10 protein-coding genes and 1 tRNA gene are annotated in these 14,569 nt (G+C 63.1%); 5 read left to right on the forward strand and 6 right to left on the reverse strand.

The annotated features are described in order from the left end of the window. Position 1: 1 nt before the first annotated feature. The 4 genes from G9408_RS00705 to G9408_RS00720 form a co-directional block, all read right to left on the reverse strand. Complete coding sequence (locus G9408_RS00705) at positions 2-1,135, reverse strand: DUF2059 domain-containing protein (RefSeq protein ID WP_235957427.1); 1,134 nt, start codon at positions 1,133-1,135, stop codon at positions 2-4. Positions 1,136-1,158: 23 nt separating this feature from the next. Then, the gene (locus G9408_RS00710) at positions 1,159-2,601 is read right to left on the reverse strand and encodes an NAD(P)-dependent oxidoreductase (RefSeq protein WP_168452271.1); all 1,443 of its coding nucleotides are present in this window, start codon (positions 2,599-2,601) and stop codon (positions 1,159-1,161) included. 158 nt (positions 2,602-2,759) lie between these two features. Continuing rightward, positions 2,760-3,560, reverse strand: coding sequence for an undecaprenyl-diphosphate phosphatase (locus G9408_RS00715; RefSeq protein ID WP_168452272.1), 801 nt, complete (start codon positions 3,558-3,560; stop codon positions 2,760-2,762). Between the two features lie 75 nt (positions 3,561-3,635). Continuing rightward, positions 3,636-4,574 carry a complex I NDUFA9 subunit family protein gene (locus G9408_RS00720; protein WP_168452273.1) on the reverse strand — a complete coding sequence of 313 codons (939 nt, stop codon included), beginning with the start codon at positions 4,572-4,574 and terminating at the stop codon, positions 3,636-3,638. 203 nt (positions 4,575-4,777) lie between these two features. Between G9408_RS00720 and G9408_RS00725 the strand changes: the two genes are divergently transcribed. From G9408_RS00725 to G9408_RS00735, 3 genes are all read left to right on the forward strand, one after another. Next, positions 4,778-4,864 (forward strand) — tRNA-Leu (locus G9408_RS00725). 166 nt (positions 4,865-5,030) lie between these two features. After that, the gene (locus G9408_RS00730) at positions 5,031-6,257 is read left to right on the forward strand and encodes a tyrosine-type recombinase/integrase (protein ID WP_037490048.1); all 1,227 of its coding nucleotides are present in this window, start codon (positions 5,031-5,033) and stop codon (positions 6,255-6,257) included. 139 nt (positions 6,258-6,396) lie between these two features. Beyond that, on the forward strand, positions 6,397-7,836 hold the full coding sequence (locus tag G9408_RS00735; protein WP_168452274.1) for a hypothetical protein: 1,440 nt from the start codon (positions 6,397-6,399) through the stop codon (positions 7,834-7,836). 107 nt (positions 7,837-7,943) lie between these two features. Here the strand turns inward: G9408_RS00735 and G9408_RS16500 are convergent, their stop codons facing one another. Together G9408_RS16500 and G9408_RS00745 are read right to left on the reverse strand one after the other, a co-directional pair. Continuing rightward, the gene (locus tag G9408_RS16500) at positions 7,944-8,525 is read right to left on the reverse strand and encodes a thermonuclease family protein (protein ID WP_235957428.1); all 582 of its coding nucleotides are present in this window, start codon (positions 8,523-8,525) and stop codon (positions 7,944-7,946) included. Positions 8,526-8,584: 59 nt separating this feature from the next. After that, on the reverse strand, positions 8,585-9,169 hold the full coding sequence (locus tag G9408_RS00745) for a lytic transglycosylase domain-containing protein (RefSeq protein WP_168452275.1): 585 nt from the start codon (positions 9,167-9,169) through the stop codon (positions 8,585-8,587). 182 nt (positions 9,170-9,351) lie between these two features. Here G9408_RS00745 and G9408_RS00750 point away from each other — a divergent pair, with 182 nt between their 5' ends. Then, positions 9,352-10,215 carry a DUF7146 domain-containing protein gene (locus G9408_RS00750; RefSeq protein ID WP_328804340.1) on the forward strand — a complete coding sequence of 288 codons (864 nt, stop codon included), beginning with the start codon at positions 9,352-9,354 and terminating at the stop codon, positions 10,213-10,215. 74 nt (positions 10,216-10,289) lie between these two features. Continuing rightward, positions 10,290-14,531, forward strand: coding sequence for a strawberry notch-like NTP hydrolase domain-containing protein (locus G9408_RS00755; RefSeq protein WP_168452277.1), 4,242 nt, complete (start codon positions 10,290-10,292; stop codon positions 14,529-14,531). Positions 14,532-14,569 lie beyond the last annotated feature (38 nt).

Below are 14,569 nucleotides of genomic sequence, written 5' to 3' on the forward strand. Positions count from 1 at the left end.
CCTATTCGGCGGAAGGGGGCAGGCGCTTGCGCGCATTGGCGACGGCGGTTTCTTCGGCCTCGACCGCTTTGTACGACGCAACCTCGATCGCGGCTTCGGCGTCCTCGACGCGCTTTCGGTCGGCGTCCGACCAGTTGCTGCGGTCAAATGCGGGGTCGACGGCGGCCTCCGCTGCGGCTTCTGCTGCATCTGCCGCCGCGTCGGCTGCATCCGCTGCGGCTTCGACAGCATAGTCGTCGGTCATCGCCACGTCCTCGACCGCCTCTGTCTTCCACAGGTCGCGCTGGTCTTTCAGCACCTGCACATCGACCTTCATCAGCTTGGCCAGCGACGCGAGTTCCTTGTCGCTGAAGTCCGCCAGCTGCTTTTCCTTGGGCAGCTCCTTCATGTCCTTCTCGATCTGCGGGCCGCGATCCATGAATTTGGTGATCAGCGGCGGCAGCGCTTTCATTACCGCGACCATCACTTCGGGATCGGCCTGCAACGCCATCCATTCGCTGGCATAGATATTGCCCGTGGGGGTCGCGAGAAAGGTATTGAGGTCGGCCAGCTGCGGCGCGCTGAACTTGCGGGCGTAGGCTTTGGCCATGCCGTCGCGCATCGGCCGTTCCATGTCGGCCAGCGCTTCGCTGATCAGCGGGCGCAGCACCCGCATGATCTGGTCCTCGCGTTCTTTGCGATGCGGATCGAAGAGGTCGGCAATCTTCGCCCTGGTCGGCTCGTCGAGCTTCGCGATCTGTTCGCTTTCGACCCCGGTCTTGATCGACAGCATCAGGTCGGACTGGCTGCCGAGCTCACCCAGGACCGTCTTGAGCATCTTGCCATACATGTTGTCGATCATCTTTTCGAGGCTGCCGACCGGGATCAGCGCCCCCATCGTCTGCTGCGCCAGCGTCAGCCGGGCCGGATCGATCGGCGGCAGGCTGCTGGTGTCGAACATCTTTTCGACCAGCGCGATCGCCTGATCCATTTCCTTCTGCATCTTTGTCTTGGCGTCGGCGGCATAGGCTTCGCTGCTGGCGTCGCCTTGCTCATCGGCGGCAACAACCTCGGCGACCGGCGCTTCCTGCGCGGCAGTGGTCAGCGGCGCCAGCGCGAACGTCCCGGCGAGCAGCATGGCTTTGAACTTCGACATCATGAATTTCCTTCCCCTGTTGGTCATGCTGCCTTCTTTTCGCTTTTCGCCTTCGCCTTCAACCACTTTGCCATCTGGTCGCTGACATCGCGCCCGTCGCGGATGCCCCACACCACCAGGCTGGCGCCGCGAACGATGTCGCCCGCGGCGAACACGCCCGGCAGGCTGGTCATCATCGTCTGGTGATCGACGCGCAGCGTGCCCCAGCGCGTGACGCTCAGGTCGGGCGCGCCGAACAGGTTGGGCAGTTCCTCGGGGTCAAAGCCGAGCGCCTTGATCACCATGTCGGCGGGTACGTCGAAGGTGCGCCCCGGGTCGGCCTCGGGGCTGCGGCGGCCGCTGGCGTCGGGCGCGCCAAGGCGCATTCCCGCGACGGCGACTTCCTTCACGCGGCTGTCGGCAGTAAAGCTGGCAGGGGCCGACAGCCAGACGAATTCGACGCCTTCTTCCTCGGCATTCGATACCTCGCGCAGCGAGCCCGGCATATTTTCGCGGTCGCGGCGATAGAGGCATTTGACCGACTTCGCGCCCTGGCGCACCGCGGTGCGAACGCAGTCCATCGCGGTGTCGCCGCCGCCGATGACGACAACATGCTTGCCCGCGGCGTTGAGGCGACCGTCGTCGAAGGCGGGCACCGCATCGCCAAAGCCCTTGCGGTTCGACGCGACCAGATAGTCGAGTGCGGCAATGACGCCTTCTGCTTCATTGCCCGGGACATTGATCTCGCGCGCCTTGTAAACGCCGGTCGCGATCAGCAGCGCGTCATGCTTCTGGCGCAGTTGGTCGAGTGTGGCGTCAGCGCCAACCTCAAAACCCAGATGGAGCTGGATGCCGCCAGCGGCCAGCCGATCGATGCGCCGCATCACGACATCCTTTTCCAGCTTGAAGCCGGGGATGCCATAGGTCAGCAGGCCGCCGGCGCGGTCGTGGCGGTCATAGACATGCACCTCGTGCCCCTGGGCGCGCAGATATTCCGCCGCCGTCAGCCCTGCGGGACCGGCGCCGATGATGCCGACCGACTGGCCGGTTGCGGCGCCGGGTTGCAGCGGTTCGACCCAGCCCTCGGCCCAGGCGGTGTCGGTGATATATTTCTCGACGCTGCCGATCGTCACCGCGCCATGGCCCGAAAATTCGATGACGCAATTGCCTTCGCAGAGGCGATCCTGCGGGCAGATGCGACCGCAGATCTCGGGCATCGTCGAGGTTGCGTTGCTGAGCTCATAAGCTTCGCGCAGCCGGCCTTCCGCCGTCAGCCGCAGCCAGTCGGGGATATGGTTGTGGAGCGGGCAATGCACCGAGCAATAGGGAACGCCGCACTGCGAACAGCGCGCCGCCTGCGCGTCGGCGTCGGGTGCCGCATAGCGCTCGGCGATTTCGCGGAAATCCTGCGCACGATCCTCGGCGGACCTTTTGTCGGGATAGGATTGTTCACGCTCCACAAACCGGAGCATGCGATCGGCAGCCATGCAAATTCCCCTTCTGAGCGGGGCAGATGCATGGCGGGATCGGCGCTGTCACGAAGGAAATCGCAGTTAGGGAAGCAAAGCTGACCTAAAATCACACCTCTGTTGGCTTCGCAATCCGGCGGGCGCAATTATGTTTCGCAAATAGTGCCGTATCGGACCTATCTGAGTGCCAACCAGATCAATGCGACGCTGCCCAGCGCGATTCGATACCAGGCAAAGGGCGCGAAACCGAAGCGGCCGACGATCGCCACCAGCGCCTTGACCACCGCCAGCGCGACGACAAAGGCGACGCCCAGTCCGATCGCGATCGCGGTCAGATCGTCGACAACCAGCACATCGCGGTCCTTCCACAGCGAATAGACGGTTGCGCCCAGCATCGTCGGAACCGCGAGGAAGAAACTGAACTCGGCGGCGGTCTTGCGTTCGACCCCCATCAACAACGCCCCCATGATCGTCGCGCCCGACCGGCTGACCCCGGGGATCATGGCGATACACTGGATCGCGCCGATCGCGATCGCGGTACCCAGCGGCATTGCCTCGACGCTTTCGACCTTCATCACCTTGACCATGCGCTCAATCGCCAGGATCACGACGCCGCCGACGATCAGCGCGACGGCGACGGTCGTTGGCGACTGGAGCAGCGCGCGGATCGCCTCATAGGCGACCGCGCCGATCAGCATTGCGGGCAGAAAGCCGATCAGGATGTTGCGCGTGAACCGGATGGAATCGCGGTCCTGTCGCAGCAAACCCATGCCGACATTCCAGAAGCGCTGGCGATAGGCGACGAGTACCGCCAGGATCGCGCCGAGCTGGATCGAAATCTTGAACGCCGCCGATCCCTCGCCGGTAAAGCCGAGCAGTTCGGCGGCCAGGATCAGGTGGCCGGTCGACGACACCGGCAAAAACTCGGTCAGCCCTTCGATGATGCCGAGCAGGATGATGGTCGCAAGGTCGTGCATGAAATGTCCTGGGGTTGTTCACCCCAGCGACCAAGGCGATCGGGCGGGGGCAGGCCGTGGCCTGAGGCGTGGATATTATGCGGGCTTCTCGACCGCAAAGCGGCCGTTGCGGCGATATTGCACCAGCCAGTCGTCGGCAACCGCGGCCAGCGAGGTCGACTGGACGCCAAGCTCCGCCAGCCCCGCCGCGCCCGGCGCAACGACATTGTCTGTCTGCAGCATCAGCCACTGATCCTTGGTGATCGGCGCGCCGGGTGCCCAGCCGAATCCCGACGCGAGCGCTCCCGCGACGGCATCGGGCACATCGACGAACAGCGGCGCGCGGCCGGTCGCATCGGCGATCCAGCGTTGCAATTCGCCCATCGTCAGTACCTGCGGCCCGCCCAGCTCAAAGGTCTGGCCTGCCGCGGCGCTATCGAGCGCGGCGACGACCGCATCGGCGACATCGCCGACATAGACCGGCTGGAATTTGGCGTTTGGCGCCACGACGGGGATCACCGGCGACATACGGATCATCGCCGCAAAGCGATTGATGAACTGGTCCTCGCGGCCAAAGACGATCGAGGGGCGCAGGATCGCCGCGGCCGGGAAGGCGGCGCGCACCGCGGCTTCGCCGTGGCCCTTGCTGCGGCCATAGGCCGACGGGCTGTCGCGGTCGGCGCCGATCGCCGACACATGGACCAGCGCGCGGACGTCGGCCGCTTTCGCGGCGGCGGCGACATGCCGCGCCCCGTCGGCCTGCACCGCCTGCATGTCGGCAAAGGCGCCGACCAGATTGATCACCGCGTCGCTACCCTGCACCGCGCGCGCGATGCTGGCGGGATCGCGGACGTCGGCGGCGACGAACTGGGTCTGGCCGAGCCCGCCCAGTGGCTTCAGGTACGTCGCGGCGCGCGGGGTGCGCTGCGCGACGCGGACGCGCGCGCCGCGCGCGAGCAGCCGCTGTACGACATAGCGCCCGACAAAGCCGCCGCCGCCCAGCACCGTGATCAATTGCCCGTCGAATTTCTGCATGGGATCCGCCTGTGATCGATTCTTTATGAGGGGCGCCGCGCGCGCCCGACGGCATCCCCATGCCGCGAAGCGGGGGAGGGGGCAAGGGGCGACGACAGCCAGATCGCGCGAAACCGGCAGCTTTGCGATAAAATATGCCGCGACGCGCGCAGCGCAGTTGACAAGCCGCCAGCCCCGCCGCTAAGCGCCCGCTCCTACCCCGTGCCCAGATGGCGGAATTGGTAGACGCACCAGCTTCAGGTGCTGGCGATCGCAAGGTCGTGGAGGTTCGAGTCCTCTTCTGGGCACCATTTGTTCTTCTCGGAACATCCCAAAAAGTGTATTAAACCCGCAGAAATCCAAGGGAATTGGCCCTTGGATCGTGCCGGATCGTCCCGCCTTTTCTCGGGGGTTCCGCACATTTTTGCGGGCCTTTTGCGGGCCTTTGCGAAAACCACATCGGGAAAAGGCCCGCACATGCCGCTGACCGAGACTCGGCTTCGAGCACTCAAACCAAAGGACAAGCCTTACAAGGTTGCTGACGACCGCGGATTGTACATTGAGGTCTCCCCAGCCGGCGGCAAACTCTGGCGATTCCGCTACCGGATCGGCCCGGTCGAAAAGAAGCTCTCGATCGGTGCCTACCCCGAGATCAGCCTCAAGCAGGCAAGGCAGACAGCCTATGAGGCGCGGCACAAGATCGCGTCCGGCGGCGACCCGGCGATGGAGAAGCGCAAGCAGAAGATTCGCGCCGAATTCCTCTCAGCCCAGACCTTCGAGGCAGTGGCGCGGGAGTACATCGATCAGATGATGGTGCAGAGTGGCAGGGCAGATGCCACCATCGTGAAGGCCAACTTCTTCCTCGAGCAGCTGGCGGACGCGATTGGCAGCCGACCGATCGACGAGATCGAGCCGTTTGAAGTGCTCGCTCCTCTCAAGCGGCTCGAGGCCAAGGGTAAGCACGAGACCGCGAAGAAGACCCGGTCGTTTGCGAGCCGCGTATTCCGGTATGGCGTTGCCACCACGCGCTGCAAAGGCGACCCCACGTCAATGCTTCGCGGGGCACTGATCACGCCAAAGGCAAAGCACTACGCCGCGATTCTCGAACCCAAGGAGCTTGGCGGGCTGCTACGAGCGATCCAGGACTACACAGGCAACTTCATCACTAGGTACGCTCTTCTCATCGCCCCTCACGTCTTTGTGCGGCCTGGCGAACTACGGCATGCCGAATGGAAGGAAATCGACCTCGAAGAAGGTGTCTGGCGCATCCCTGAAGGCAAGATGAAGTCACGGCGCCCTCATGCCGTTCCGCTCTCGAAGCAGGTGATTGGCTACCTGAAAGAGCTCGCCGAGATGGTCGGAACCGAAGGTTATGTGTTCCCCTCGGCCCGTGCCTCTGTTCGCCCAATGAGCGAGAACACCTTGAATGCCGCCTTCCGCCGGATGGGATTCACCAAGGACGAGGTGACCGCTCATGGCCTGCGGGCAACCGCTTCCACTATGCTGAACGAAAGCGGCCTTTGGAACCCGGACGCGATCGAACGAGGATTGGCCCATGGCGACAGCAATGCCGTTCGCGGCGTCTATCACCGCGGTAAGCACTGGGAGGAACGGGTTCGCATGGCCCAGTGGTGGAGCGATTATCTCGATACAATCCGAGAGGGTGGAAAAGTCATCAAGGGCGCGTTTGCGGGAAGAGGCTGACGAGACTTTTGAACGTCTAGGGGTTGCCGCTGGGCCGACCCTAGCGTGCAGGACAATCGGACACGATCTACATGGCTAGGTTCGGAGGAGGCATTGAATGGCAAGATCACGTATTCACGGGAGTAGCAAGAAACCCCCAGTGCCTGCACCCGAACTGCTCGAGACAATTCTCGATGATGTGATGGCGACCGCGACCATGCCGTACGATGACTGGCACAGGCTCTGGCCCGATCCGTTCACCGCAATGGCCATCCCGGTCGGAGGCGGTCGTCAGTATCAGTGCACGCGGACCGCGATCGACGCAGCGCACACGCTGACCCAGCAGAGTTGGGATGCGCACGCCGATCTCCGCCAGACAATCGCTCGAAAGGTCTTCGACAAACTGTCGTTTACTGCGATCGGCGATGCGATCGCCGCCTGTCCAAGACACCTGCCGCAAGGCCAGACGACCGGCGCCGTTGACGATAGCTTCTACCAGATGATGGCAGCCGACTATGAAGCCAATCTGCAGGCGGGATCGGCCAGGGCCCGGCCTGATCTGGATCGCCACATCCCATGTCACCTGTTCGACACCAGCCAGAATGTGCTGGCCTTCAACGTTGGACCGGTTGCCTTCCGGCCGCGTGCCGACTGGATCGCAGTCTATGTCACCGATCCAGCGGTCCTGCATCATGTCCAGCAGGTCGAAAACGGCATGGTCACCTTCGACGACTTCACCCGGCAGGCGCTCGCCCAAGGCAGCGCCGCGGACGAACTTCAGGCGTGGGAAGTGCTCAGTTCGCTTCGCGGCTATGGCTGGGTGGCGACGGTCCGCATGCAGGGCCATGAACCGGCACGGTCGCACGAGAAGGCATCTGTAATCGTCGGGCTCGCCATCGATGTCATCGGACTGCGATTTCATCTCGAGGACGCACGACTGCTTACCAAGTCGGGACGCCAGCATCTATTCAGCGAGGCGTGGCTGGCGACGACGATGACAGGTCAGTTTCTCAAGGGCTCGTCCTCGTCGCGCGCTGGCCTAGGCGGCCCTCCGGGAGCGCTGGCCGCGAAGATGCTGGCCGAGCAGCCCTTTCTCAACGATGCCGGGCGGGTGCTTGACGCGTATGTCAGCGCCAGAAACACCAGCAAGGCGCCTCACCTGGTCGAGCGCTGGGCGAACGCGCTCTACTGGTTCGGGGAGGCACGCCGCGAGGCGTCGGATTTCATGGCGGTGGTGGACTATGGCTGCGCAGCAGACGGGCTGTCAGGGGCAGGCGGTGATGCCAAGGCGATGACCGAATTTGCCGAAGCAGCGCTTAATCCGAAAGCCGCACCCACGGGCGCGGGCTCAATCAGTGTCAGCGACGCTGTCTCGAAGATTTATCGCGAAGGTCGCAACAAGCTAGCGCATGGCGAGGAGTCCGGGCTGTTCGAGGACCAAAGCGACACACGCGCGATCGGCGACAATCTGCTCAGCCTGCTGATGAACGAATTGACGCCAGAGATCGCCGAAATCATCGCAAACCGGCCGCAGATCCTGACCGTTCCCGAAGACCATGCCTATAGGGCGTTAATCACGCGCTTGAAGAGCCGTTCCTGACGCAGATAGACCCGACGTTTCCCGGTGCTGAAGTGAACGGCGAATTGTGGTCGGATCCTGCCGATCGATACCGCAACAACCGTTGACGGTCAGTGATATTGCCACTGTCAGCACCACGGCTGCCGGCGCCCGGTCCAAGTGCGGGCGAGACCTTCGCTCACGAGCTGGTCCCCAAGCGATTGACCACCCCGAACGACGACCCGAAGTTTGCGTCCAAACCGGTCTTCATCACGATTTCCGATTGGTCGAACCTCGAACGCGCCTTCGTTCAATAGGTCACGAAGCCGATGAGTGGCTTTCATGCCGAGCTGATACTCGGCATCACACTTGGGGTCGCTGATCTCAGGCGTGTCGATGTCAGCGATCCTGATCTTCTCACCCTCGAGCCAGAAGGTGTCGCCATCCACGACGCAGGTGCGACGTGTCATTCCGCATAGCTCAAATCGTGGCGAAGAAGTCTCCGCCATCAGCGAAAACCTCGGTGTGAGCTCTGAAGAGGTGAATAAGGCCTGGTTCAACGTGGGCCAGTTCAATGCCAGCATTCCACCCGCGAATACGATCGAAAAAGCCCCCAGTCCCAAGACCCACTCCTTGCGCCGCCGATTGCCGCGCTGCTTCTTCAATTCGTCCCGGAAATCGAAGCGAATGACATTGCCATCCTCGGTGCCTCGATCTCGTTTCGGAGCCATCAAACTCAGCCTTCCCCGCTCAAGCAATCCGTTCTTCGCCACTGCTATACAAACACGCTTCAGATGCGCGAGCTAATTGCTTGCCATCTGTCCAGAACGCTGCGGACATAGCTTGGCGTTTCGTTGTTTCGGGGAATGCCGCCGGCACGGATAACCGCTCCAGGCCCTGCGTTGTAGGCCGCAAGCGCGAGGTGAATTTGCCCGAACTTGTCGAGCATCTCTCTGAGGTAACGTGCCCCGCCATCGATGCTCGCGACGGGATCATGCCGATTCGCAACGCCGAGATAACGAGCAGTGCCCGGCATCAGCTGTGCTAACCCCGCCGCGCCAGCGGGGCTGATCGCCATCGGGTTGAACCGCGATTCCGTCCAGATCAGTGCCTGCAATAAGCCTGTAGGAAGACCGTATCGGAGCTCTGCCTCTCGGACATTCGCCACGTAGATTGCCTCGCGGAACGAGGGCGCTGCCTTGCTTGCCCCCCAATCTATTTCACTCTGTGCCGCGAAGGAGGATTGGGCAGGCTCGGCGGCTGTCGCTGAGGGGCGATGTTCGAAAATCGCAAAGGATGGCGCTTCGACCTGGGCCAAGGCCTGCACCGCTGGAACGGCCGCCAAGAGCATCCCGATCATTCCATATTTGATCATCTTACATCTCGTCGCATTGCTTCGAATCAGCAAAGAACGTATGGTGAACAAAAGGGTGTAGGAAAGTGTTTTGCGCACGCGACTGGGAGGAGAGGTCGCTCGCAAAGGGGCGGTATTTTGAGCCTGAGGAGCCCCACATGTCCCCCGTGTTATCCAGCGCTACCAACTCGTCCCTTGCTTCAGTGGCAAAGCAGCTTTGCGAGGAGCTCGGTGGACATTGGTCCGGCGCCAAAGGCATGGCGCGATGCCCGGCCCATGATGATCGAACGCCCTCGCTTGGCGTAACTTTGGGCCGACGCGCCATCCTCTTCCACTGTTTCGCGGGCTGCAGCCAGGATCAGGTCCTGACGGCGCTCGCCGGACGAGGTGTTTCGCCGGCGAGCATGTTCTCAGGGAACGCCGAAGGCGATGCATGCGCCAATGCCGACAAGCCCGCCCATCGCGCGTTTGCAGAGCGGATCTGGCGCGAAGCGACGCCAATCGGTGACACCCCCGCAAAGTCGTATCTTGAGGCCCGCGGCATTCGCGCTGCCTCTCGTGCCCTCAGATTTCACCCTCGCACTCCGCTCGGCCCGAAGGGGAACACGCAGTACTTGCCTGCTTTGATCGCCGCAGTGACCATGGATCATCGACAGGTGGCGATTCACCGCACGTTTCTCAATCCGACAAGGCCGGCGGTGCCCCCTTTCGACTATCCAAAGCGTGCGCTCGGGAGTCTGGCATCGGGCGCTGTTCGTCTCTTCGATCCCGTCGAAGGACGGCTCGGCCTTGCGGAGGGTATCGAGAGCGCGCTTGCTGCCAAGGCCCTGACCCAGATCCCTTGCTGGGCCTCGCTCGGCAATGAACGTTTTGGTCTCGTATCGATCCCAGAGAGCGTGCGCGAATTGCACCTGTTCGTCGACCATGATGCAGGCGGCGAACTCGCCGAAGAACGCGCGCTCAGTGCCTATACCTGTGAAAGCCGGACGATCATCACGCGTCGCCCGCGCGCTGAAGGCGCAGACTGGAATGACGCCTTGCAGGCGTGGCTGCAATCCAAGTCCTAACGAAGAAAGAGGGGAGAAGGCCTTTGGCCTGATGAGGCCCAGCAAATGAACTGGGCTACGTCAGGAGGCTCCAAATGCTCAGCTCTGCTCCCGTTCTCTTGCTCCCCCCACCATCTGAACCTCCGGTCTTGCTGGTCGCTCGCACCATCGCCGCAAGCATGGCATCCGGTGAACCGATCACGCGTCGGCAGGTGCATAGGCTTCTGACCAATCATTTCGGAGGCACCGACGCTGAAGGCCGCTGGTCGGTGCGCGATGCGCATCTCGCGCTGGAATTGGCTCAGGCCGAGTACCTGCATGCCAGCGCCCGGATCGATCTTGCCGCTTCGGCCGCCGACGCCGGCCGCGTATTTGAAACGCTGGAAGCCCAGCTTCCGACTCAAGCCAACCGCAGTGACGAACAGATCGAGTGGCAGCAGTTCGCGACGCCGCCGCGCCTTGCCTGGCTTGCCGCCCGTGCTTGCGCCTTAGTAGCAGACGAGCTCGTCCTGGAACCCTCTGCCGGAACAGGGATGCTCGCGGTGTGGGCAGCCAAGGCTGGCTTGCGCCTTGCCCTCAACGAAATCTCGCCGCTGCGCCGCGACTGCCTGACTGCCTTGTTCCCGGCTGCCCGAGTGACCGGCCATGACGCCGAACTGATCGACGAATTGCTCGATGCCGCCATCAGCCCGAGCGTCGTGCTGATGAATCCACCCTATTCGCACGGCATCGAGCGAGGGCACGATAATCGCACCGGCTCGCGCCACTTGCGGTCGGCCTGGAATCGTCTGGCGTCGGGCGGTCGGCTTGTCGCGATCATGCCCGAATGGTTCGATTGCGCTAGGTTTATGGTGGGGCTGAAGGGGCCAGTCTCGCTGCGACTCAATGCCGCGGTCGAACGTGCTTTCGTGAAGCACGGCACTGGGATCACCACACGACTACTGGTCTTGGACAAGGTGGAAGACGCCAACGAGCCCGTCGCTATTCGCACGAACGCGTTCCGCCAGCTGGCCGATCTCGTCGATGCCTTGCCGGCTCGCGCCAGCCTGGGGGTTGCTCCCCAAAAGTCGAGCCTTCCAGCTCGTGCTCCGTTCCTTCTGGTTACCGCGCCGCGCAGGCCGCTGCCGACACCAGAAAGGATCACGCCTGTAGCCTCCGCCATTAAGCCGCTCACCTACGTGTCGCTCGAAACCCCTGCGCCGCTTGCCCCTCAGGTCGGCCACTATCTTCCCTATCGTCCGAGCAGGATCGTCATTGATGGCGCGTCAGGGCATCCGACGCCCCTCGTCGAGTCCGTCGCCATGGGGTCGATTTCGGCACCCAAGCCCGAAGCTGTGCCGCAGCTACCCGAAGGGTTGCTCGCCAAGGGCCTGTTGTCTGCTGCCCAGGCAGAGACGCTCATCTACGCGTCAAGCGCCCATGCGCGCGATCTTCCCGGCCGGTTCGAACCAGAGGACAAGGGTTGTTCGCTCAAGGCATCCGCGGAAGGTCACGTCTACCGGCAGGGCTATTTCCTCGGGGACGGCACCGGCGCTGGTAAAGGCCGCCAAGTCGCGAGTGTCATTCTCGATCGCTGGGTGCGCGGGGAACGCCGCCACATCTGGATATCGAAGAACGAGGCGCTGCTGGAAGATGCTCGCCGCGACTGGACCGCCCTTGGCGGTCTCCCGATCGACATCCAGCCGCTGGCGTCCTGGAAGCTGGGCTCCCCCATCGCGATGCGCGACGGCATTCTCTTCGTCACCTATCCGACCCTGCGTTCGGGCCGGAGCGACGCAACGCGGCTGGATCAGATCATCGCCTGGGCCGGTGAAGATTTCGACGGCGTGATCGTGTTCGACGAAGCGCACGCCATGGCCAACGCCGCTGGCGGCGAAGGATCGCGGGGCAAGGTCAAAGGATCGGAGCAGGGCATTGCCGGGGTGCGCCTGCAGAACCTCCTGCCCCGGGCAAGGGTGCTCTACGCCTCGGCCACCGGCGCATCCGACGTCAACAATCTGGCCTATGCCACGCGCCTCGGGCTCTGGGGTCCGGAGACCGCCTTTGCCAATCGCGAGGCCTTCGTTGCCGAAATTCGCAACGGCGGCATCGCAGCTATGGAACTGGTCGCACGGGATCTCAAATCGCTCGGCCTCTACACAGCCCGGGCGCTTTCGTTCGCCGGTGTCGAGTATGAGATCCTCGAGCATTGCCTGACCGAGGATCAGATCGCGGTCTACGATGCCTATGCCGAAGCTTGGGCAATCATCCACGCTAACCTGCGCGAAGCGCTGGAAGCCACGCGGATCGTCGACAGCGAGACCGGCGGGACGCTCAACTCCGGGGCCAAGTCCGCAGCGCTGTCGATCTTTGAGGGGACCAAGCAGCGCTTCTTCGCGCACCTGCTTTTGTCGATGAAGCTCCCAAGCCTGCTGCCCACGATCGACAGGGTGATTGCCGATGGTCATGCTGTTGTCGTGCAACTCGTTTCGACGGCCGAGGCCATGCTAGACCGTCGGCTTGCCGACCTGCCTGACGAAGAGCGGGAAGCTCTCGAGATCGACTTGTCTCCGCGGGAATACGTGATCGACTATCTCGCCAAGAGCTTCCCCGTCCGCCTGATGGCCGTGTTCACCGACGAAAACGGCAATCCTCGCTCCGAGCCGATGAGTGACGAGCATGGCGCTCCTGTGCTGTGCCGCTCTGCGCTTGCATCGCGCGACCGGATGATCGAACAGCTCTGCGCCTTGCCGCCGATTGCCACCGCGCTTGATGCCATCATCGAACGCTTCGGCGTCGATAAGGTGGCGGAAGTCACCGGTCGTACACGCCGGCTCATCGTCGGCCGCGACGGTCGTCAGAAGCTCCAATCGCGGTCGCCGCGCGCCAACGTGTCTGAGACCCAGGCGTTCATGGACGGCGCCAAGCGTATCCTGGTCTTCTCTGACGCCGGGGGAACGGGCCGCAGCTACCACGCTGATCTTACCGCGAGGAACCAGGCCCGCCGTGTCCACTTCCTGCTCGAGCCGGGCTGGCGGGCGGACGCAGCAATCCAAGGGCTTGGCCGGACCAATCGCACCAACCAGGCATCGGCTCCGCTGTTCAGGCCCGTGACCACCGATGTGCGCGGCGAGCGCCGCTTCATCTCGACGATCGCGCGGCGTCTGGACAGCCTGGGTGCTCTGACGCGCGGGCAGCGACAGACCGGCGGTCAGAACCTTTTTGATCCAGCCGACAATCTCGAAAGCATCTACGCGAAGGAGGCACTCCATCGCTGGTTCGGCCTGTTGTTCACCGGCAAACTCGAAGCGGTCAGCCTCGGGCGCTTTCAGGAGTTGACGGGCCTCAGGATCGAAGGGCCTGACGGGTCGATGGTCGATGACCTGCCATCGATCCAGCGCTGGCTCAATCGTATCCTGGCGCTACCCATTGCCCTGCAGAACGCGATCTTCGATGAGTTCATGGGTCTGGTCGAAGCGCGCATTGATGCCGCCCGTCAGGCCGGTACACTGGACCTCGGTCTCGAGACCATCGCAGTCGAGGACTTCACGGTCCTGTCGGACACGCTGCTACGCACCGATCCCGCCTCGGGCGCGACGACCCATCTGCTGGAACTGGAAATCGCCAGAGCCCTGAAGCCGCTGACGCTGAAGCGGCTCGAGGAGCTTCACGGCCTCGCTGGGCAGCGGCAACGGCCGGTTCGAAATGCCCGCTCAGGCCGGGTTGCCTTGCTCGTGCCTGCCCGCAGCATTCTTGCTGATGACGGCACCCGCGTTTCCCGCTTCGAACTGCTGCGCCCGTTGAAGCGCAGTCATATCACCGAGGATCAGCTCGCTCAGAGCAGCTGGGAGGTAATTTCCGTCGACGCTTTCCACGAGGCCTGGGCAGCCGAGGTTGAGGAAGCGCGGACCAGCCACAAGCGCGAGCGCCTCTATCTTGCGACGGGCCTCCTGCTTCCGGTCTGGGACAAGCTCCCTTCGGATTTCGTGAGGGTGAGCCGCATCTCGGCGGCGGATGGCCGTTCGCTCCTCGGTCGGGAGGTTCCGGTCCATTGTGTTACGGACCTGTGCCGAGCCCTGGGTCTCGAGCGCGAACAGACGCTTTCCGCTGATGATATTGTCCAGTCCGTCCTGGCGACGGGCAGAACCATGGAATTCGCGGGCCGCGAGAAGCTCATGGTCAAGCGCAGCTTGGTCAATGGCTCACATCGAATTGAGCTTACCGGTTGGAGCGTAGCCCGCCTCGACTGGTACAAGGCCCAAGGCTGCTTTACCGAGATCATCCGTTACCAGGCCCGGCTCTTTGTGCCGATCGTAGGTGCAGCGAGCGTGATGGCTAGACTGGCATCATCGGCATAGCCTCTTGCCAAATGGCATTAATCAAGTTATATGATGCC

It is taken from the genome of Sphingopyxis microcysteis (assembly GCF_012274265.1).
GTDB lineage: Bacteria > Pseudomonadota > Alphaproteobacteria > Sphingomonadales > Sphingomonadaceae > Sphingopyxis > Sphingopyxis microcysteis.

Excerpts from the sequence above, each read along its gene's own strand:
- G9408_RS00705 (WP_235957427.1), bottom strand. The coding sequence starts at position 1,135 with ATGTCGAAGTTCAAAGCCATGCTGCTCGCCGGGACGTTCGCGCTGGCG.
- G9408_RS00710 (WP_168452271.1), bottom strand. The coding sequence starts at position 2,601 with ATGGCTGCCGATCGCATGCTCCGGTTTGTGGAGCGTGAACAATCCTAT.
- G9408_RS00715 (WP_168452272.1), bottom strand. The coding sequence starts at position 3,560 with ATGCACGACCTTGCGACCATCATCCTGCTCGGCATCATCGAAGGGCTG.
- G9408_RS00720 (WP_168452273.1), bottom strand. The coding sequence starts at position 4,574 with ATGCAGAAATTCGACGGGCAATTGATCACGGTGCTGGGCGGCGGCGGC.
- G9408_RS00730 (WP_037490048.1), top strand. The coding sequence starts at position 5,031 with ATGCCGCTGACCGAGACTCGGCTTCGAGCACTCAAACCAAAGGACAAG.
- G9408_RS16500 (WP_235957428.1), bottom strand. The coding sequence starts at position 8,525 with ATGGCTCCGAAACGAGATCGAGGCACCGAGGATGGCAATGTCATTCGC.
- G9408_RS00745 (WP_168452275.1), bottom strand. The coding sequence starts at position 9,169 with ATGATCAAATATGGAATGATCGGGATGCTCTTGGCGGCCGTTCCAGCG.
- G9408_RS00755 (WP_168452277.1), top strand. The coding sequence starts at position 10,290 with ATGCTCAGCTCTGCTCCCGTTCTCTTGCTCCCCCCACCATCTGAACCT.